The organism is Leptospira mtsangambouensis (assembly GCF_004770475.1).
GTDB lineage: Bacteria > Spirochaetota > Leptospiria > Leptospirales > Leptospiraceae > Leptospira_A > Leptospira_A mtsangambouensis.
Window position 1 is genome coordinate 184338 of the sequence record NZ_RQHK01000017.1, and the last position, 21697, is coordinate 206034.

Sequence of the window (21697 nt, forward strand, 5' to 3'; positions counted from 1 at the left end):
TTTTCAATGGTTTTAGAGTCTGATCGAGAGAAAGCCGTGGAACTAAAACAAACACCTTTACACACAATTCATAAAGAAATGGGGGCCAAGATGGTTCCTTTTGGCGGATGGGACATGCCTGTGCAATATACAGGAATCATCCAAGAACATTTGGCCACAAGATCGGCTGCGGGACTCTTTGATGTATCCCATATGGGTGAAATTTTTGTCACCGGAGATGAAACGGATGTTCTATCTTTTTTAGAATCAGTCACTTGCAACACCATCTCAGGGATGAAAGTAGGCCAAGTGCAATACAATGCAGTGGTAAATGAATCTGGTGGGCTTGTAGATGATATCACTGTTTATAAATTCAGTGAATCAAAGTATATGATTTGTTCCAATGCTTCCAACTATCCTGCAGTAACAAAACATTTAGAAACATATAAAAAAGGGAACGTTACTGTTGTTGATGATAGCAAAAACTGGCATCAAATTGCATTACAAGGCCCAAAAGCAGATGAAATTTTTTCTAAGTATCTTGGTAAGGACTTAAGTTCCATCCTTTATTATCATTTTGAAGAAATGAATTGGAAAGGAGAAACCATCATTGTATCTCGCACAGGTTATACGGGAGAAGATGGATTTGAAATTTATACATCAAACACACTCGGTGTCACTCTCTGGAAAGAATTATTAGAAATTGGAAAAGAGTTTGGTTTGGTTCCCGTAGGTCTCGGCGCACGCGACACACTGAGACTGGAAGCAAAATACCCACTGTACGGTCATGAACTCAATGCAGAATGGACCCCTGTAGAATCGGGAATCAACTTTATTGTCAAAGAAAAACCATCCCCTTACTTAGGATATACTCGAATCATCGCAGACAAAAAGAATGGCCCCAAACGGAAAGTTGTGGGAATTCGCCTGATGGAACCGGGGGTTTTACGGGAAAATTTCCAAATTTTCTCAAGTGATGGGAAAGAAATTGGCAAATCTACCTCGGGAACTCACTCTCCAAGTCGGAAAGAATCCCTAGGACTTGCCATTCTCGACACCGAATTCGCCAAAAACCAAGTGGAAGTATTTGTGGAGATTCGTGGGCAGAAGAAATTGGCAAAAGTGGAGACTGGCGCTTTCATCCAAGGCAGTGTTCGAAACAATCGCTAATCGAAAGTAAAAAAGAAGAGGAAAAATCATGGCAGATACACAAGCAAAAGACGGATATTATTATACGGAAAAACATGAATGGGTCAAAGTCGAAGGGGAAGTGGCTCTCATCGGAATCACTGACTTTGCACAAAATGCACTCGGTGATATTGTCTTCATTGACCTTCCGAAACCTGGAAAACAAATCAAAGCGAAAGACAGTCTTGGAACCATTGAATCCGTAAAGGCAGCCGAAGATTTGTATTCACCAATTTCTGGCGAAGTGGTGGAAACAAATGCAAGTCTTGGTTCCAATCCAGCAGCAGTGAATGCCGAACCATTTGATACTTGGATGGTAAAATTAAAAAACATCCAAACATCTGAACTCGGAAATCTTTTATCCGCAGCACAATACAAAGAATACGTATCTAAATTAGATTAATAGGAGTTTTTCTAAAGTGAGTTCCGCAAAACCTTCATCACCTCTCCATTCCCCTTACGAAGAAACATTAGAACCAAGTGATACCTTCCTCCGTCGCCATGTCGGTGTGACAGAAGAAACAGTTTCTTCCATGCTAAACACAATTGGTTACAAGGCTTTGGATGATCTCATTAATGATGCGGTTCCGGAAAACATTCGTTTACGAAAAGAACTCAACTTACCAAATCCGATTGGGGAATACGCTCTCCAAAGAGAACTGAAGAAAATTGTTTCAAAAAACAAAATCTACAGATCTTATTTGGGTCTTGGATATTACTCTTGTATCACTCCTGCCGTAATCCAAAGAAATATTTTGGAAAATCCAGGTTGGTATACTGCGTACACTCCGTACCAAGCGGAAATTGCACAAGGACGTATGGAAGCTCTCATCAACTTCCAGACCATGATCACTGATTTGACAGGAATGGAAATTGCTAACGCATCCCTTCTGGATGAAGGAACAGCAGCAGCAGAAGCGATGAACATGCTTTTCTCTTTAAAAGAGGATTCGCAAGGAAAATCATTCTTTGTATCACAATCGGTTCACCCGCAAACTTTAGATGTGATCCGCACTCGCGCGATTCCTCTTGGAATCAACATTGTTGTGGGTTCTTTTAAAAAGATGGTTCCTTCCAATGATTTTTTTGGAGCGATTGTCCAATACCCATCCACTGATGGAACCATTTATGATTTTAGTGAATTTATTGAAAGCCTTCACAAAGTAGGGGCAAAAACGGTTGTTGCTGCTGATCTTTTAGCACTAACCATTTTAAAAGCACCGGGTGAAATGAATGCAGACGTGGTTGTCGGAACTACTCAACGATTTGGATTGCCACTTGGGTTTGGTGGACCACATGCAGGTTACTTTGCAACCAAAGAAGAATACAAACGAAACATGCCAGGTCGCCTCATCGGTGTTTCTAAAGATTCACAAGGAAAACCTGGTTACCGCCTAAGCCTCCAAACACGGGAACAACACATTCGTCGCGACAAAGCAACATCTAACATTTGTACAGCGCAAGTATTACTTGCGGTATTATCTTCGATGTATGCTGTTTATCATGGGCCAAGAGGTTTAAAACAAATTGCATCACGAGTGCATCGTATGACAACTATCCTTGCCACTGGACTTGAGAAACTCGGATACAAAATCATTTCTAATCCATACTTTGATACCATTCGTGTGGAACTCTCTAAAATTTCCTCTGCTGAGATCATTCATTATGCAGAAGAAAGAGAAATCAATATCAGACAGGTTTCTGGTCATGTGATCAGTATTTCTTTAGATGAAACAACTAATCTAAAAGATATAAGTGACCTTTTGGAAATTTTTAACGAAAACAAATCGTTACATTTCCAACTGGAAGACTTAACTTCAAAAGAAGAATGGAAAATTCCTGAACTTTTGGAACGTAAGTCTTCTTATCTTACCCATCCGGTCTTCAACAGTTTTCATACAGAAACAGAAATGCTCAGATACATCCGTAGATTGGAATCGAAAGATTTATCACTCACCACTTCTATGATTGCACTTGGGTCTTGCACGATGAAACTCAATGCATCTACGGAAATGTATCCTGTGACTTGGCCAGAACTATCCAATATCCATCCTTTCGTTCCTGAAAATCAAACCGAAGGATACCGAACTCTTTTTAGCCAATTAGAAAAATGGCTTTGTGAAATCACAGGTTTTGCTGAAGTATCTCTCCAACCTAACGCTGGTTCGCAAGGAGAATATGCAGGTTTACTTGCCATTCGTAACTTCCACCAAAGTCGTAACGATATGCATAGAGACATTTGTCTCATCCCAATTTCTGCTCACGGAACTAATCCCGCATCCGCAGTGATGGCAGGATTCAAAGTGGTTCCGGTGAATTGTGATACTAACGGAAACATTGATGTGGATGACCTAAAGAAAAAAGCTGTGGAATACAAAAACAGCTTAGGTGCACTCATGGTAACCTATCCATCCACTCATGGTGTGTTCGAAGCCTCCATCAAAGAAATTTGCCAAACCATTCATGATAACGGTGGGCAAGTCTATATGGATGGAGCCAATATGAATGCACAAGTTGGTCTCACAAGACCTGGCGATATAGGTGCCGACGTTTGCCATTTAAACCTCCATAAAACTTTTTGTATCCCTCACGGTGGTGGTGGGCCTGGTGTTGGACCAATCGGTGTTGCCGAACACTTAGCACCTTTCCTTCCAGGACATAGCCTTGTGGAAAATGGATCGAATAACAGCCAGTGGGCGGTCTCTGCTGCTCCTTGGGGATCGGCATCTATCATTGTGATCTCCTGGGCATACATTGCTATGCTTGGATTTGAAGGATTACAATTTGCAACAAAGATTGCCATTCTCAATGCAAACTATATCGCTAAAAAATTAGAATCTTCATTTCCAGTTTTATATCGCGGAAACAAGGGCCTTGTGGCTCACGAATGTATTTTGGACATGCGTGGATTCAAAAAAACAAGTGCTGTGGAAGTAGAAGACATCGCAAAACGATTGATCGACTACGGATTTCACTCACCAACTATGTCATTCCCTGTTCCGGGAACTCTTATGGTAGAACCAACAGAATCGGAATCCAAAGAAGAACTCGATAGATTTATTGATTCTATGTTGGCCATTGCAGGAGAAATTAAAGACATCGAGTCGGGAGTTCTATCCAAAGAAGATAACCCTCTTAAAAATTCTCCTCATACGGCAGATATGGTCATCAGTGATTCCTGGAACCATACGTATCCAAGAGAACGAGCAGCCTACCCTCTTCCTTGGTTACGCACACGTAAATTCTGGCCAAGTGTTGGTCGTGTGGACAATGTGTACGGGGATCGTAACTTAGTTTGTTCTTGTATTCCTATGGAAGATTACGCCGTTTAGGAAAATTAAGGAAAAGAAAAACCAATGTTTTACGAAAAACATGTTTTTGTCTGCGAAAACCAAAGGGCACCCGGAGAACGGGTGTCTTGTGGAAACCAAGGCTCTATCGAACTCTTAAAACTCCTCAAACAAAAAGCGGCCAAAGCAGGAATTCAATACAAATTCCGAGTCCAAAAATCCGGATGTTTGGACCGATGTGAACTTGGCCCCATCCAAGTTTCTTATCCCGAAGGGAAATGGTTTGCGATGAAAACAGAAGCTGACGTAGACGCAATTTTAGAATTTTATCTTAAAACCAACCAACCTGAAAAATACCAACACCTAATCGTCGCAGATGATGCGGTAGCGGAAGAGAAATAGAATCAGTAGATTCTGATCCAAATCAACTTAGCTGCCGTTCTCCGAAACTACCTACTAAGTATTATTTTTAAAATTCGAGTTCATCGCTTATTGTTATTTTTGATAATAATATTCTGACTTGTTAGCTCTTGTCGTAAATAACCTGAACTACTCCTGACTTAAACCTGTTTGTTTCAATCAAGGTAAGATTGAGTCTTTCCTTTAAATCTTCAAACAATGGCTTCCCACCTCCCAAAGCAATAGGATGAATTGAAATACGATAAATATCGATAAGATTATGATTTATAAATGTTTTAATAAGACTAGCGCCTCCGTAAAGCCATATGTCTTTTCCATCCTGCTTTTTTATCTCCTCCACTTTTTTTAGGATATCTGTGCTGATGTATTCGGCGTTGTTATCAATTTTTGGATGATTTGAAAATACATATTTTTTCTTTGAATGAACTCCTTCCCAAAGTTTGATTTCTGCTTGGGTAGCATCGATTACCGGTTGATAGTTACCCCAGTTGTCATAACTTATCCGACCATAAAAAATTGTATCAATTGTGGACAAGAAACCGTCAAAGTTCATATCATCATCCATGATACACCAATCAATTTCTCCATTAGAACCTTCAATAAAACCATCTAATGTTACAGCTAGATCTAATATAATTTTTCTCATATTAACTTTTTCCTATTTCATAAAGTTCTCATATTTTAGAAATTCAAAAAATCACCGTTCAATACAGTCCAGTAAAGCAATCCAAACCCTATATATTTTGTTTAAGGAAGATTCCGAATGATTTCAAAGGGAAAAAATGTAAATGTATCCTTGAATGCATGAGAAAGATTCTGTTTCATTTCCATTTGTTGTTTTAGAACAAACTTATTAGTTGAGAGATAAAATAAAGAGCCAGGAAATTCTTCTAATATTTTAATATATTCAATTCTGTTTTCATATAAAATAAAATTTGATGGTTCTATCTATATTCATCCAAATAGCAAACGTAAAATAAAACAACCCGAATACAATTAAGAAAAGCAGAGGTTTATTATTCGAAAGAACTGTTTTTATACTCATTTGAAAAACTATTAATGTTAGTTAGTAAAATAGAAAATAATTACATATATTTTAAATGTTTAAGTGATTACTTTTCTCGAAGTCGCAAATTAATTTTCAAATACTTTCATTAGTCAAAACTGCTTCCCAGAAATTTAGTTAAATACTAACGCAAGGACACCAGACCATCACCAGGTCTTAACTCTAATTTCTATCTGAAACTATGAACTTTCCCTAAAAAATTCTTATCAAAAAGGAGATTGATTCGCAAGAATCGAGACTTTGTGATAAAAGGTAGTCATTGGGAGGCGGGTCTAGTTCCCCACCCTCAATCGGGCGGGGATACAAATATCCAATCTGTACCCACACCCCCAATTCCCCTTGACCAAAAACATCTTCCTTAGTCTCTTTGCTCCACCTATGAAAAAAATTTCCCGTATCTTCACGATCACCTTTCTCTCCTTAGTGGGCATTCTTGTAGTGTTAGTCACGACGATTTATGCATTGAGTTCTTCTCGAATGAACAAAACTTATACAGTGAAATCTATTCCCATTCCCAAATTTTCCAAATCTGTTGACATCGTTGAAGGGAAACGTCTCTACCAATCCAGAGGTTGCGGAGACTGCCATGACGTTGATGGAAGTGGAAAAACCTTCATAGAGGATCCTGCCATTGGTACTCTCTCTGGATCTAACCTAACAGCAGGTAAAGGAGGAATTTTATCTGATAGAACTGATGAAGAACTTGCAATTGCGATTCGCCACGGTGTTGGAAAAAATGGAAGAGCATTAATCTTTATGCCTTCTACAGACTTCCAAGGTATGACCAATGAAGATGTTGGAAAGTTAATCTCATTTTTGCGTTCTTTGCCTGGGATCGATAAAGCCCAAGGAGAAGTAAAACCCGGACTGTTAGGTAGATTTTTATTTTTAATTGGTGAAATTCCGGTTTTTGTATCAGCTGAAATCATTAACCATGAAATCACTCACCTGACAAATATTACACCTTCTGTTTCCATAGAGTATGGAAAGTATGTAGCTTCAACTTGTACAGGCTGCCACGGATTTAATTTAAAAGGTGGGCCCATCCAAGGAGCACCACCAGAATGGCCACCTGCACAGAATATTAGCAAAAGCGGAATCAACCATTATACGGAAGCAAATTTTATCCAAACTATCAGAACGGGAAAACGTCCCGATGGTTCAGAAATGAAATTTCCAATGCCTTGGAAAAGTTTAGGCCAACTAACAGATACTGAATTAAAAGCACTCTGGATGTATTTACAAACAATTGAATAGTTTATCAAACTTATTGGTATAAGATCACTTCTCTTTAGTAAAACTCAGTTCCAAACCGTTTTCAAAGTCTTTGACTGATTGGAACTGAGCCAAAGAGTTTCCCTCCAAAGATTTTGAAATTTCAAACAAAAATCCATTTGCCTTTAGAGTTTGGCTTCCAGGAATCCAAGTTCCATTAAATTGACGAACCTCTTTGTCATTTAACTTTAATTTTGCGACAAAATCTTGTCCGTTCCCTGAAATTTCGATTCCAACCACTTGGGGACCAGATTTTGGATTCCAATATATGGAAGACCAAGTGCCGACAAAGGAAGAAGGTAATTCTTCTAATGAAATTGCCCTTTTTTTCACTTGGGCTTTGGGCTCATTCCAAAATACAGAAACAAAATTAGAATCTTTTGATTCAGATCCAAATTCTGATTTTGAACGAACTGAGTATAAAAATAAATCACCAGAGTTTCCAGGAAACGTTTCACTATAAGAATTTTTTTTACCGTCTACGGAAGATACAAACTCAAGTTTTCCAACCTTTCCTGTTCCTTTTAAGTGTTTACGATAAATATAATATTCGAAACTATCCTTTACTGAATCCCACTTTAATGTAACAAGTTTATCTTTTCCAACCGAATTGGAAGTTAATTGTTTTGGAGGATTGAGAGTCGCACCACCTGCTCTTTTCGTTAGATTTGGATCGGTTTTTCCAATGACAACTTCACTTGGCTCTGCATAACCAAAATCATTTGCTGAAATGATTGTATATAAATATTGGTCTCCATTTTGAATCGATTGGTCAGTGTCTGTAAATGTTGTTCCGGAGATTTCAAATTGACCGGAAGGTTCCGCTCTTTCATCAAATCGATATAAATAATAAATTTTGGCTCCTGGTGCCGCATTCCAGGTTAAAATAATTTTATTCGAAAAATCACCATTTGTTGCTGTTAAATGAGACACTTGATTGGGTAATGAAGTTTGATCTGCAACATCAACCACTGCCGTCTCACTCCAATCCCCAGATGTTTTGGATTGGACGAGAGCACTCACACGATAAAAATTTGATTCACCAATTTTGGGTGACGAATCGATAAAGTTGGAAGTTTTGCTTGTCCCAATATTTTTCCATTTTAAAGATGAATCTGCTCGTGCGATTGTATAACCACTTGCCCCATCCAATTCAGACCAACTTAATTCTACATTTGGCAAAGTTCCGCTTACATAAACTAGACCAGTTAAACCAACAACTTGCCCTAAACTCCCATTTGGATTTGTTTCTGCAGAAGTAAAACCTTCTACTACCGAGGATACCTCCGAAACTTCTTCTGCACCTATTGAAATGATTCTATACGCATAAGTAGAATTAGGTGGAACTGTCAAATCAGTAAAACTTGGTTTATCAGAATATGCAAGATCGTAAAATTCAGATTCATCTTTTCTTTGAATTAAATAAGCAACCGCTAGATCTTGAATTTTCCATGTTAAAATGATTTTTGAATCAAATTCTCCTTTTGAAACTTTGATTTCGTTCGGTGGAAGAATCGGTTTTTTTGTTGGAATTGTATTAAGGTTTGGTGTGCTTTGTGTTGCAGGTTCATCAATAATGGCATATGTTTCTTGCCCAACTTTGGCAAGCATGGAATAAGAAACCCAACCAAATCCTTTATCACCCCAATTGGTTCCCCAAGAATTTTGTAATTTAAACGCACCTTTCTTTCCAGACTTGGATTTTTTTTGATCATCATACCCGACTATCGTCATGGCATGTCCACCGTAACTCTGTCCTTCATTCTCATCATAAATAGTGGAACCTTTTAATTTGTAAAAAGCGTCATCAATGATCATTCCAACCATCACAACATTCTTTCCAGCTAATACTCGTTTAATTTCATCTGGATTTTTAAAGTTAAGCCTGGAGAAGGATTTAATTTTATATTTAAGTGCTTCCTGTTTTGAAGATTGTGAAGGTTGGGTTAGGTAATCTTTATCAGAATAAGGCATACTACTCCAGGGAGCGACTCCACTAGTCTTCAAAAATTCCATTGTTTTATAATAATATAAACCTTTGTCTTCTCCACCATTCTGTTGGTTGTAGATAAAAGCTGGTGAAAAAACAAAATTTCCCTTCCCACCTGCAAACGGTGGATCGTATTCGGAAGCCTGTCCTTTGTTTTTTAATAGATATGATTTGATTGCGTAACCTGTAGCCCATGCAACACAACTATTTTGTCTTCCTTGGTTTCCCACAGGAGGCATCTGCGAAGATAAATCGGTGGATTTTGGTAATTCTTCAAAGGAATTAAAATCTCTTTTGAGAGGAATACTATCTTGGATTTCTTTAGAACTAGGAATGTATCCGCAAGAAAAAGTTCCCGATTTGCATCCAGGAGAACGAACACTACTGGGATCAAACTCTTCTGCAAAGATTGCAGTTGTGATTACAAGGCAAAGCCCTATCGTTTTCCAATTTTGTTTTAGGTTCATGGTTTCATCCTTTCAATGATTTGTATGATACTATTTTTTTCTTTCCAGTCTGGAAGATTTCGCTCTTCCAATTGATAATAAAACTTTGATTTGGTGGAACCAAAACCAAATGATACGTAGTTATAACTGACACCTGTCATTTGTTCCTTGGGAACATCTTCCAACGGAAGTTGGTAAATTTTGTAATGAAACAGAGATTCCATCCATTTCTGGTATAATTGCGGCGAAATTTCCTTTGATTCATTTAAAACCAAGTTCCCTTTCTCTACCACTCGACGATTTAGAATGACTTTATTCTCTTTTGTTACTAATTGAAATTGTTTTGCAAATCGAAACTCAGGAGAGACAGCACCAGAACTTTCTTCCCAAATTAGTTCCATTGGTTTCCAAAGTCCCTTTTTGTTTTTAAGCACCAAAGATCCTGGTTTATTATCTTTTGATTTTGACTTAGTGTTTATCTTTGATTTATCTTTTCGTTCTGAATCAGAAACTTTGGACTGAATTCGATCGGCTTTTTCTTTTGGTTCTGCGGTCGTTTTCCCGCCAGTCACAATAAGAAAAACTAAGATCAGAAATATATTTACAAAAAAATTCAAAGTGGATCGATCCCATCTTGTTTTCAAAAGAAAACAAGACTTTTTTGATGATAAAACAGTGTTCGAAAGTTTAAAAAATGAGCTTCTAAAAAGACAAATTTTAGCTACTGCCAATTTCTGCTTTTAACCATTTTTTCTCACCGATCGACTTCTTCATATTTTCAATGAGTGCGACAGTAATGTTCGTATTGAGTTTTACCATATCGGGATCTTGCGCAATGAGAATCATTTCATCGATTAGATAATCAATTAAATTCTCAATCGACTTTCTGCCCGAAGGATCTGTTGCCATCGCAACCGTTGCTTGTGAAATTGCAGAATAAATCGTTAAACTAATTTGTTTTGTAAGATTTGCTTGCATCTCTTTAGGCAATAACGAAATAGGTTTCATATTCGCAGAAACTCGCTCCGAAATTTCAGTTACTAAATTTTGGATTAACGCTTGTAAGTTTGGATTTTGTGCTGATTTAGCAATATTTTTAATCGCGACTTTTTTTAGTTCATCGCGGTTTTGATCAATCGCATTGACAAGTTGGTCTAGAGAGTTCCCCGATTTTACTTCATTTTGTGTTTCTGTAAGGATCTGAATGGTAACAATATCAGAAATCTCTTCTTTGATGATATTGGAATAATACCGCAAAGTTTTACTAATCAAATCATTTCCTAAAATACGAGTGAACTGATTGGTTTGTAACATCAAATAAATTTTATAAACCCGAACCAAACGGAAAAAACGGAAGGTTGCAATCGGAATGAGTCCCAATACATCATACCAATGATAAATGGGATACAAAAACCAAGCTATATAGGTTCTATTTTTAATCGCCAAAAGCCAACTTAGAATAAATTCAGCCAAAAAGAAAAATAAAAACGGAGCATCTAACAGCAAGTAGTTGTTAACAGGACTTCCATCAGATGCGATGGCTCGGTAATAATTAAGGGCAAAATACTCCCTAAAATGAGAATTAAAAAAATCAATTTTTTGTTCAAGAGATCTATTTTGGTCTCTCCAAAACCAAGCAAAGGCTACCACCGTGGATGGAATTCGATCTCTATTTAAAACAGGATCCAATTCTTGTCTTAACTTGATATCGCGGGCTTTTGTTTTGTGAGTTTGGTATTCATTTTTGATGGTAGTTTGAATCTCGGTTAAAAATTTTGTTTGCCCAGACATAGCAAAAGGATTGGTTTCCACAATCTCTAACATCCGTTTGTCCATCTTTTGAAAAATAGACAAAATTTCTTTAGATTCATTGTCCTCAACACTCAAACGATTGATAAAAGCATATTTTTCAGAAAGTTCACCAAGAGTTGTGATTTCATCTGTTTCTTCTAAAACACTAAAAAAATCATTGAGTTGAACCAAAGTCTCTTCCACTTTTTTTCTTCGAACTTGGACATCTTCAATTTGAATGGCCGACTCAAAGTTAGCATATAAGGAATCAAACTTTTCATTTGATACTTGCGATTTTAAAGAAGTTAGAGTTTTATAGATTTCTTCTCTTGTGATTTTTCTTTGGTTTTCTCGAAAATCATCATCACGTAGTTGCGTTAAGTATTTTAAATCATCCACCAAATCAGTGTAAGCGGTGGTGGTTCTGTGAGTCTCAATCCCTAAAATTGGTTTGTCATAAAGTTCCAAAATTTCTGGAAACTTGTGAAAGTAAAACGGCCGTAAACTTAAATAACTTAGGTCAAAAATGATGAGGGCTAAGTTCCCAAGGACAACAAAAACCATTGTTATGTCCCAGAGTAATGGAATTCCTAGTTTGTGTTTTTTGATCAAATCCCAAGAAATCATAAATTCACCAAGGGTAGGTGCACTACCCTTTCCTTTGTTTACATGTTGCGGCGGTACTGACCTCCCACTTCATACAAAGCATGAGAGATTTGCCCTAAGGACGCCACTTTCACTGTTTCAAGTAACTCTTGAAAGATATTTTCTTTTGCACGGGCAACTTGTTTTAATTTTGTAATGGCTATCTCCGTTTTGCCTTCATTTCGTTTTTGAAACGCCTTCAAATTTCCAATTTGTTGCCTTTTCTCCTCATCTGTCGAACGAATCACCTCACCAGGGATGACAGTCGGCGATCCATTTCGATTGAGGAATGTATTCACACCAATGATCGGGTATTCACCTGTATGTTTTAAGGTTTCATAATGAAGGGACTCTTCTTGGATTTTATTCCTTTGGTACATCCTCTCCATCGCACCAAGCACTCCACCTCTTTCGGTGAGTCTGTTGAATTCGGTTAGAATGGCTTCTTCCACAAGGTTAGTAAGTTCTTCAATAATGAAAGCACCCTGTAACGGATTTTCATTTTTGGCAAGACCAAGCTCCCGATTGATGATGAGCTGAATCGCCACTGCCCTTCGCACCGATTCTTCTGTTGGTGTTGTGATGGCTTCATCATAAGCATTGGTATGAAGAGAATTACAATTGTCATAAATGGCATATAACGCCTGTAACGTGGTTCTTATATCGTTAAAATCAATTTCTTGAGAGTGTAAAGACCTACCCGATGTTTGGATATGATACTTTAACATTTGAGACCGCTCATTCGCACGATATTTGAACTTCATCGCTTTGGCCCAAATCCTACGAGCCACACGTCCAATCACTGAATACTCAGGATCAATCCCATTGGAAAAAAAGAAGGAAAGGTTCGGAGCAAACTCGTTGATGTCCATCCCACGACTTAAGTAGTATTCTACATAAGTGAATCCATTGGCTAACGTAAAGGCAACTTGGGTGATGGGATTGGCACCTGCCTCAGCAATATGGTATCCACTAATCGAAACAGAATAAAAATTTCGAACTGCATTTTGGATGAAATGGTGTTGGATGTCTCCCATCATCTTTAAGGCAAATTCTGTAGAAAAAATACAAGTATTCTGAGCTTGGTCTTCTTTTAAGATGTCTGCTTGTACTGTTCCTCGCACTTGAGAAAGGGCTTCTTTTTTAAGTTTTGCATACACATCTTTAGGTAATACTTCATCACCCGTCACACCAAGAAGCAAAAGACCCAAACCATCGTTAGTTTCTGGAAGTGAATCTCCAAAACTTGGAACCTCTTGTCCTTTGGCTGCATAGATTTTTTGAATTTGGGATTTCACTTCTTCTGTTTTGCCTTCGGAGCGAATGTATTTTTCACAAGCTTGGTCAATGGCTGCGTTTAGAAAAAATGCAAGCACCATCGGTGCAGGTCCATTGATGGTCATGGATACAGAAGTGGAAGGATCACAAAGGTCAAAACCGGAATACAGTTTTTTGGCATCATCCAGTGAGGCAACATTCACACCAGAATTTCCAATTTTTCCATAAATATCAGGACGAATGTCTGGATCTTCCCCATATAAAGTCACTGAGTCAAAAGCAGTTGACAGTCGTTTGGCGGGCATTCCTGAACTCAAATAATGAAAACGACGATTCGTTCTTTCGGGTCCACCTTCTCCTGCAAACATACGAGTGGGATCTTCTCCACTTCGTTTGTAAGGATACACTCCCGCCGTATAAGGAAAAAAACCTGGAAAGTTTTCTTGGTAAGACCAATGTAAAATATCACCCCAATCCACAAAACGAGGAGTGGCAATTTTAGGAATTTTTAAATGGCTTAGGGAAACTGTATAGTTATCAACTTTGATTTCTTTCCCACGAACAAAATATGAATACTGTTCCTTACGAAACGATTCAATTTTTTCCGACCATGTATCCAGAATGTTTCGTGAATCAAGTGACAAAGAATCCCATAACAATTGGTATTCTGATTCTAAGTCAGTTGTTGGTTTTCCCTTTTTAGATAAAACAGAAATGGCACCTTTCAGTTGGTAGGCGGATCTTGCAATTTCTGCTTCTTTTGAAATCCAATCAGCATTTCGATCAATTTCTTCTTTGATTTCTGTTAAATACCGAACCCGGTCAGGAGGAAGCACTACGGATGCCTCTCTTCCTAATTGGTTTTTTATGGTATTTGTTTTCCAATCCAATTTGTTTTTTTCAATCACAACTCCAATCAAATGGGCATATAGTTCATCTGTCCCGGCATCTTGGAACTGCGACGCAATGGTTCCGTACACTGGCATCACATCGACTGGATCATTGAATAAATTGCGAGACCTTTGGTATTGTTTTTTGACATCACGAAGGGCATCAAGGGCACCACGTTTGTCAAATTTGTTGATCGAAATCACATCTGCATAATCGATCATATCAATTTTTTCTAATTGGGTCGCAGCCCCATATTCTGGTGTCATCACGTATAACGAAACATCGGCGACTTCAGTAATTTCGGAATCACTTTGACCAATCCCGGCAGTTTCAACAATGATAAGGTCATACCCAGCAGATTTTAAAATTTGGATGGCACCTTTCACACTGCGATTGAGGGCAATGTTTGCTTCTCTTGTCGCAAACGATCTCATATACACTCTTTCGTTAAAGATGGAATTCATACGTATCCGATCTCCGAGGAGGGCCCCACCTGTTTTTCTTTTGGATGGGTCTACTGAAAGAATCGCAATGGTTTTGTCTGGAAAATCATGTAAGTACCGACGTACGAGTTCATCAGTTAAGGAAGATTTACCAGCACCACCAGTCCCTGTGATCCCAAGAACCGGAATGTTTTTTTTCGGTGGAGGAAACTCTAAATTGATGGAATAATTTGTTTTTTCTTGCAGAAGCGAAAATTCCATCTGCGTGATGGCTTGTCCCAGTGCTAAATAATTTTTCTTTTGGATTTGTGACGCCAAATCTCCGTTAAACGAAAGTGGAGTAGGAAAATCAGATTGTTTGACCACATCATTGATCATCCCTTGCAGACCAAGAGTCCTCCCTTCATCAGGGGAATAAATATGAGCCACACCATATTTGTGAAGGATTTCAATTTCCGAAGGGAGAATGGTCCCACCACCACCGCCAAACACTCGTATATGACCAGCCCCTTCTTTTTTTAGAAGATCAATCATGTATTGGAAATATTCCACATGACCACCTTGGTAACTGGTGATGGCAATCCCTTGGACATCTTCTTGGATGGCACATTGGACAATCTCTTGGACACTCCGATTGTGGCCCAAGTGGATCACTTCCACCCCACTTTGTTGCAAAATCCTCCGCATGATATTGATGGAGGCATCGTGGCCATCAAAGAGGGAGGCCGCCGTCACAAAGCGAATTTTGTTTTGGGGGGTGTAAGTTAGGATTTCGGTGGTCATAGAGAACAACGTTCTAAAAGGATTGTTATGGATTCAATAGCAAAATGCGACAGGAATGACATAGCTTTGGAAACTATGTCATAATTTTCCCGAAAGGTCGAGATTAAAGTATGGATTCCGCCTGTTTCATCAGTTCCCGCACTCGATTTTCCAAAATTTCTGTCAGTTCTTTGGCCGCTTTTTTCTCTGGTCCGGTTGGAAACTCCGAAGGAAGGATGGGTTTTCCAATCTGGTAGCGAATTTTCGTTTTAAAAGCATCTCCTGTGAGGAAAGCCTTCGGTTTAGACATATTGGTAGCACCAACGATTCCAGATGGGATGATGGGAACTCCAGCACGGATGGCAAGTTTTGCCGCCATTGCCCGAAAGGATTGTAATTCCCCTGTTTCCGAACGAGATCCTTCCGGATAAATGGAAAGAAGTTCCCCTTCCTTCATCAGATCCACCATATAGGTTTCGAGTTTTTCGTAGTAATCCATGGCGGCCCGTTTGTCCATTTCCGAATCCTTAGCGGCATTGCGAATGATGGGCATACTCCCCCAATTGATCAGGTTTTTTTTCACCACGCTGCCAAGAGAATTCACCAAAACCTCGATAACTGGTTTCGTGAGGCTAAGGGGCGGGTAGTTAAAAGGAGAGCTTTTGTGATTGATGATGGCCATAATCTCTTCTTGGGGGTGAAAAAGCTCATATTTGCCTAAATAAACGATCTTTCGGTCTGCAAAGGCTCCTTGGACCGGAATGTCCAAATAATCGGTATGGTTGGAGATGATGAGAGCCCCACCGGATTCGGGAATATTTTCGGATCCAGCCACTTTGACGTCATAAATGAGCTCCAGGAGGTTACGGAGGATGGTTTTGGGAACTTCCCTGGGAATGACAAAGAGACTTTCTAAAATATCAGCGGGGTTTTGGTTAGAATCCATAGAATCATCACATATTTCAAAATAAAACTTTATGAAATCAAGTTGGATTTTCATCTTAGATGGAAATTCCTATGAAAGAACTCCTCCTAGCACAGAACTCCCTTTGGTTCTCTTCCATTCCCCTGGATTCCCTGCATATCTGGGATCCCACTCTCGGTGGAGTCTTCTTCACAATTTCTACAATCTGTCACTATTTGGGAGGAAGTAGTTTTTTCCTCAGTATTATCTCTTTTGTATATATTTACTATCGCCCAAAACTCGCCCTCGAACTTTCGTTAAGTTTATTAACATCTGGAATCGCCGTTTACATTTTTAAGTTTTTTTTAGAAAGTCCAAGACCCTTTCCCTACCCCGAAGCCTTTGATGAAAAAGCATTTGGTTTACCTTCGGGACATGTATACTCGGCAGTAGTCGTCTGGGGATTGTTAGCTTATAGGATCCCCAAACTTTGGTTTCGAATTCTTTCTCTATTTATCATTCTTGTTATGCCACTCTCTCGGATGTATTTGAAAGTTCACTACCTAGGAGATGTTGGTTTAGGATTTGGATTAGGTATCATTCATTTACTAACGATTATTTGGTTTCTCAATCAATTTTATTCGAAAGATGAAAAACGGATTTTTATCGAAACAAAAAATTATAGAACCTTAGGTTTGCTTGGGATTGTCCTTACACTTGCACCAATCGCTTTAGATTCTCCTTACCTCTCTGAAGAACACCATTACAGCTTAAGGGGATTACTTATGGCAAGTGGAGCTCTTGGAGGTTTTTGGTTAGGAGTTCTATTTTATCCAAGATTTAGCAAACCTGAGTTTTTAGATTGGACCCTTCCTAAATTTAGTTTCTCATTCAGAACCAAAGAATTCCGCATTTTTTGGAATACTGTTTTAGTTCGTTTGTTAGTTTTAGCCATTGTGATCACGGTACTCTATATAATTCCTGGCAACATCATTAAAGCATCGGTTTGGCAAGATGATTTATTTCTCAGATACATGCGTTATTTGGTCGTTGGATTTGCACTAGTAGCCATCGTCCCTTTGGTTCTGCAAAAAATCCAAAAAGGAAAGTTTTTGCAAAACTAATACATGCAAAAATTAAAAAAGATATTCCAGATTCTAAAATCAGAACTATTAAAAGAAGGAGTTCTCAAAAACTCTTTCTTTGTTAGTAGCTCCAAAGCTTTATCCGCCATCACCAACTTGGTGTTTATGATTTATTCCGTAAATTTGTTAAGCAAAGCGGAAAACGGAAAACTCCAATACTTTTTAGGATTTTTACCGGTGGTTCTGGCGGTTGCAGAATTTGGTCTTCCCAATGCACTGATCAAATACATATCTCCAATGGCGGAGAAAAAAGAAAACCCAGGTGCCATTCTAAGTGCATCATTAAGAATTAAATTTTATTCTTTTTTATTTTTATCTATCGTTTGTTTGGTGGCCTACCTAACGAGTGATGAAAACTTCTTCGTTTTGTTACTTTTGTTATTTGGTGGGATCATCATCTCATTTATTTCCTACTTCGAAAGTTTATTTGTTTCTTACAGGAAATACAAATCTCTTTCTCTTTGGAATCCACTTCCAAACGTAGTTCGACTTCTATTGTTAATCTATTTATCTGAATCAAGTATCCATCCTCTCACATATATGGATATTCTCGCAGTTTTTTGTATTGCTCCTATTTTTGTTTTATTTTTATTCTTTTTCTTTTTTGGCAAAGAAGAGATTTCTTTTACAGCAGAAGCTTCTGAAGTCAGAACCAATGAAAAAAAACTTTTACTCTTTAATCTTTGGGCTTTTGCTGCCTCAATTTTTGCCATCCTATCGGATCGTTTGGAAATTTTCTTTTTAAATCAATTTCACCCACCCGAAATTGTCGCCGATTACGGAACCGCATTACAACTATTTAGTGGATTTATCATTATCCTTGCTACTTTCAACTCAATCATTTTTCCAAAATTGGCAAGGCTTGCTGAAACAGAAGAATTTCCCAATGTTCTAAAAAAATCAGTGTTTTTGGGTGGGATGATTGCGATTGTCTTATCACCCGGAATATTACTCGCAGAGCCCATCTTAACATTGTTATTCGGAACAAAATATACAAACTCAATTTCTGTATTTAAAATTTTATATCCTAATTTTTTACTTCAATTAGTGTTTGCACCTTTAGGAACTGCACTCTTTGCTTTGGGATTGCCTAGACTTCTCGCTGGGCTTGCATTACTTCGTTTGTTATTCGGTGCCATCTTCGATTATTGGATCATTCCTGACTGGGGTGCCAATGGAGCCGCTATATCACTTTTTCTTGGCCAAATTGTATCTTGGTTATTATTAACCGGTTACTTTATGGCTTATTTTCGGAAGTAACAAACTCATACATTTTTTTATAATTAGTTTCTAACAATTCCCATTCATTTGGAGAAGTATTACCTTCATATATTTTTAAATATGATTCTTTGACCGATTTTCCTGCAGCCAAAGATTCTTTTAATTTTAAAATTACCATCTTCAATTGGATTGAATCGTTTTGGACGTCATAATCCCGATTGATTTTTGTTCCAGAGGACATTTCAAATTCTCGAACAAACATTTCAGACAAACTCAAAATTCCATACCCATACAAAGGATTTGTTCGAAATTCCGATCTTGTTTTTGCCCATGCCAATAAAAACAAGGATGAATTTGGCTTATATCCACCTAACAATGTTCCATCGGGGAATTGTAATTTTTGTGAAAATCTAACAATGGCTCGTGAGAGTTCTTTTCTTCTGCGAACCGAAAAATTTGTTTTTTCAGCTTCTGTCAAATATACGTAAATGACTGCTTCTTCTTTACTATGGTCTGTCTTCTCAAAAAACCGGCTCAAGTCATGAGAAAAACGAGTGTCAGCTTCTCCATATGAAAAAATAACCAACAGAAGAGGGAAAATGAGAAGAAATCCATGTCTGTATTTCAAAAGTATTTTCTTCATCCCTACAAGTATCGGGATAGTTTCCTTTCTCTTTCTTTCTTTTTTTTCCAGTCTTTCGGCTGAGTCTTACTCTGACTCGGTAATGGATGACGACCGGGCCAACCGCCATTTCGGACGAGTGGTGGTCCAAGAAAGAATCCAAAAGATTCCTAAGGACGGAACCAAAGAATTCGGTTTCCAATCAGAACTCATTTCTGGTGGTAAGTTCCGATCCCAAAAGGGAGGACTGGATTCAGAAAAGGCAAATCGTTATGACTCACAAGGAATCCTCACAACTCCTAGTTTATTTTATTTTGTGAACCAAGGTTGGAGTTTGGCTGTCCTCGTTGCACCAAGAGTCGGCCTTTCCGAAGGAAGGATCGTAAATAAAGAAGTAAAAACGATTTATGATTCCGAATTCACAGGTTTAGCATCCAAAAAAATATCAGGCATTCAGATGGATTTAGAAGTTGGCCGTGGGTTCAATCGATTGGACAGGTTTGGTTTCTTTTTTGTGGGAATGGCAAATTATGGATCTGTTTCCCTTTCTCATTCCTCTGGTCTTCGCATAACAGGAATTCGCTTAAATGCAAAACCCGAATGGGAAAACTGGTTTGGGCCTCCTTGGGTCGGTTACCGTAGGGAAATTTATGGTGGCCTTCTCAGTTCTGAAAAAACTTTGTTTTGGGAAGAGTTTCGTTTTTTTCATTATGTACTTTCTGATCCCAACCATAATACCAATGGACAAATTCTATCAGGCCAAAGAGTTTCTGGTCGTTACTCCTACAGTGGAATGGAGTTCCAATCGAAAAAATTTTGGGAAACTTGGGCTTTGGATTTGGTGGGCATTCGGCTTCTTGGCGAGTCAAAATCTTCCTCTACTCCTTGGTCAGAAAAACAAATTGCAACGAATTCTTATTTAGGATATTTGTCTCTTCACTCCCAAGGTGAAAAATTTAGTTTTGCTTTGGCCGGCCTTGTTACCAAAAAAGATACAAAAGAACGATTAGACTCAAATAGCGATGGTTATGCGTCAAATTTTGCCGAACCAAGAGTCCTTGGTGGATATTCTTCATTTTTATTATACCAATCTTTGGACTTAGTAAACCCACCGCAGTTTCGAGATGTTCCTTCAAAAGAAAATCCCAACTTTGAAAACAAAGGAAATCGAATTTATGGAATCCAAATGGGTATGGATTGGAATACTTTTTTTCGCACTGATTTATTTTTGAATCGATCCGACTCTGCCTTAGGCAAAGGCAGTGAAGTCATAGGGAAACTAAGTTTTTTATCTAACGAATATGGAAAATTATTTGCTCAAGTCAGTGCTTCGTATACGATGATGGACCCTCGCCAAACTCGTGTCCTCATCACTGAACCATTCGCAGAAGAAATGCCTAAAAAAGAATACTTACGGTTTTATGTTTCTCTTGGAGTCCAATTTTAAGTGGGTTGCATCAGTTTGTACCAAGTTTTGAAAAACCGAACTTCGTTACCCTTTTCATTATAAACAATCGAATCAATATTCATCTTAGCAAGAAAGATTCCCCTTCCACTGACTAGGTTGGCAGCTGGGTTAACAACTGGATTAGGAATTTGACTGACAGCAAATCCATTTCCTTCATCACGAATGACGATGGTAATCCCAACATCATCCATAGATATTTCTACGAAGACAAAAGAATTGTTTTCTGCACAACGAGAATCCACTAACTTAAAATAATCTTCATTGGCTTCTAAACATTCTTGTTTTTCCGCATAACTTACACCTGCCACGCCGTGTTCAATAGCATTTGCCAAGAGTTCATACAAAACAATTTTAATGGATATCAAATCTTCTTGAGTGGCTAAAGGTGAATTTAAAATCTGTTTAACGATGAAAGCAATATAAGAATTTAATTTTTTAATTTGTGGGCGAAGTTTGATTCTACAGTCATCACTAAACTGAATGATTTCACCACTATTAAAGAGTAGGCTTAAATCTATGTCTGCGTTTTCAAATTTTTTGATCCGAGACCGAAGAGCTTCCATTCGGAACGGTTTCAGAAAAAAATCTACCGCTCCCATTCTGAACACATCGATGGCAATTTGAATGTCACTATCTCCAGTAATCACCAAAAAAGGAGTTTGATTTCCGTCTGCCCTCAGTTTCTGAATGAATTGGATTCCATTTAATTTCGGTAAGCTGATATCAGAAATAATAAGGTCAAATGTATTCTGATTAGAAATCGCAAGAGCCTCTTGTCCGTCGGAAGCAAGAGTGACATTAAATTCATCTTTGAAGTATTCCCAGAACAATTCGCGGATTGTATCTTCGTCATCAACAAAAAGGATTTTCATA

Annotated in this window: 16 protein-coding genes; 8 read left to right on the forward strand and 8 right to left on the reverse strand. The window is 38.2% G+C overall.

All coding sequences use genetic code 11. The annotated features are described in order from the left end of the window. Positions 1–6 precede the first annotated feature (6 nt). Genes gcvT through EHR01_RS13270 form a run of 4 tightly spaced genes read left to right on the forward strand, consistent with a single transcriptional unit; the run spans position 7 to position 4859 of the window. Positions 7–1149, forward strand: coding sequence for a glycine cleavage system aminomethyltransferase GcvT (gene gcvT / locus EHR01_RS13255; protein ID WP_135695257.1), 1143 nt, complete (start codon positions 7–9; stop codon positions 1147–1149). 28 nt (positions 1150–1177) lie between these two features. Then, positions 1178–1570 carry a glycine cleavage system protein GcvH gene (gene gcvH / locus EHR01_RS13260; protein ID WP_135695259.1) on the forward strand — a complete coding sequence of 131 codons (393 nt, stop codon included), beginning with the start codon at positions 1178–1180 and terminating at the stop codon, positions 1568–1570. A 16-nt stretch (positions 1571–1586) separates the two neighbouring features. Further along, entirely contained in the window at positions 1587–4499 is a 2913-nt protein-coding gene (gene gcvP / locus EHR01_RS13265) for an aminomethyl-transferring glycine dehydrogenase (RefSeq protein WP_135695261.1), read from the forward strand. A gap of 24 nt (positions 4500–4523) precedes the next feature. Next, positions 4524–4859 (forward strand): (2Fe-2S) ferredoxin domain-containing protein, encoded by a 336-nt coding sequence (locus EHR01_RS13270; RefSeq protein ID WP_135695263.1) that lies wholly within the window; start codon positions 4524–4526, stop codon positions 4857–4859. A 121-nt stretch (positions 4860–4980) separates the two neighbouring features. Here the strand turns inward: EHR01_RS13270 and EHR01_RS13275 are convergent, their stop codons facing one another. Next, a complete protein-coding gene (locus EHR01_RS13275) occupies positions 4981–5523 on the reverse strand; it encodes a dihydrofolate reductase family protein (protein ID WP_135695265.1) in 543 nt (180 codons plus the stop codon). An 897-nt stretch (positions 5524–6420) separates the two neighbouring features. Here EHR01_RS13275 and EHR01_RS13280 point away from each other — a divergent pair. Next, positions 6421–7200 carry a c-type cytochrome gene (locus EHR01_RS13280; RefSeq protein WP_135697336.1) on the forward strand — a complete coding sequence of 260 codons (780 nt, stop codon included), beginning with the start codon at positions 6421–6423 and terminating at the stop codon, positions 7198–7200. Positions 7201–7224: 24 nt separating this feature from the next. Here EHR01_RS13280 and EHR01_RS13285 read toward each other — a convergent pair whose 3' ends face one another. The 5 genes from EHR01_RS13285 to EHR01_RS13305 form a co-directional block, all read right to left on the reverse strand. Then, entirely contained in the window at positions 7225–9675 is a 2451-nt protein-coding gene (locus tag EHR01_RS13285) for a C1 family peptidase (protein WP_135695267.1), read from the reverse strand. After that, positions 9672–10271, reverse strand: coding sequence for a permease (locus tag EHR01_RS13290; protein ID WP_244310115.1), 600 nt, complete (start codon positions 10269–10271; stop codon positions 9672–9674). Before EHR01_RS13290 ends, EHR01_RS13285 begins: the two co-directional genes overlap by 4 nt. 100 nt (positions 10272–10371) lie before the next feature. Further along, positions 10372–12072 (reverse strand): hypothetical protein, encoded by a 1701-nt coding sequence (locus EHR01_RS13295; protein ID WP_135695268.1) that lies wholly within the window; start codon positions 12070–12072, stop codon positions 10372–10374. Positions 12073–12110: 38 nt separating this feature from the next. Continuing rightward, positions 12111–15485 (reverse strand): methylmalonyl-CoA mutase family protein, encoded by a 3375-nt coding sequence (locus tag EHR01_RS13300; RefSeq protein WP_135695270.1) that lies wholly within the window; start codon positions 15483–15485, stop codon positions 12111–12113. A 103-nt stretch (positions 15486–15588) separates the two neighbouring features. Then, a complete protein-coding gene (locus tag EHR01_RS13305) occupies positions 15589–16410 on the reverse strand; it encodes a lysophospholipid acyltransferase family protein (protein WP_208721811.1) in 822 nt (273 codons plus the stop codon). Between the two features lie 71 nt (positions 16411–16481). Between EHR01_RS13305 and EHR01_RS13310 the strand changes: the two genes are divergently transcribed. After that, positions 16482–17492 (forward strand): phosphatase PAP2 family protein, encoded by a 1011-nt coding sequence (locus EHR01_RS13310; RefSeq protein ID WP_208721780.1) that lies wholly within the window; start codon positions 16482–16484, stop codon positions 17490–17492. A gap of 3 nt (positions 17493–17495) precedes the next feature. Then, entirely contained in the window at positions 17496–18773 is a 1278-nt protein-coding gene (locus EHR01_RS13315) for an oligosaccharide flippase family protein (protein WP_135695275.1), read from the forward strand. Here the strand turns inward: EHR01_RS13315 and EHR01_RS13320 are convergent. Continuing rightward, positions 18751–19377 carry a hypothetical protein gene (locus EHR01_RS13320; RefSeq protein WP_135695277.1) on the reverse strand — a complete coding sequence of 209 codons (627 nt, stop codon included), beginning with the start codon at positions 19375–19377 and terminating at the stop codon, positions 18751–18753. The two genes, EHR01_RS13315 and EHR01_RS13320, sit on opposite strands and share 23 nt — an antisense overlap. A gap of 82 nt (positions 19378–19459) precedes the next feature. On the opposite strand from EHR01_RS13320, the gene EHR01_RS13325 reads away from it, so the two are divergent. Next, positions 19460–20803 (forward strand): hypothetical protein, encoded by a 1344-nt coding sequence (locus EHR01_RS13325; RefSeq protein ID WP_135697341.1) that lies wholly within the window; start codon positions 19460–19462, stop codon positions 20801–20803. On the opposite strand, the gene EHR01_RS13330 is transcribed toward EHR01_RS13325, so the two are convergent. Then, a complete protein-coding gene (locus EHR01_RS13330; RefSeq protein WP_135695279.1) occupies positions 20800–21696 on the reverse strand; it encodes an ATP-binding response regulator in 897 nt (298 codons plus the stop codon). The two genes, EHR01_RS13325 and EHR01_RS13330, sit on opposite strands and share 4 nt — an antisense overlap. Position 21697 lies beyond the last annotated feature (1 nt).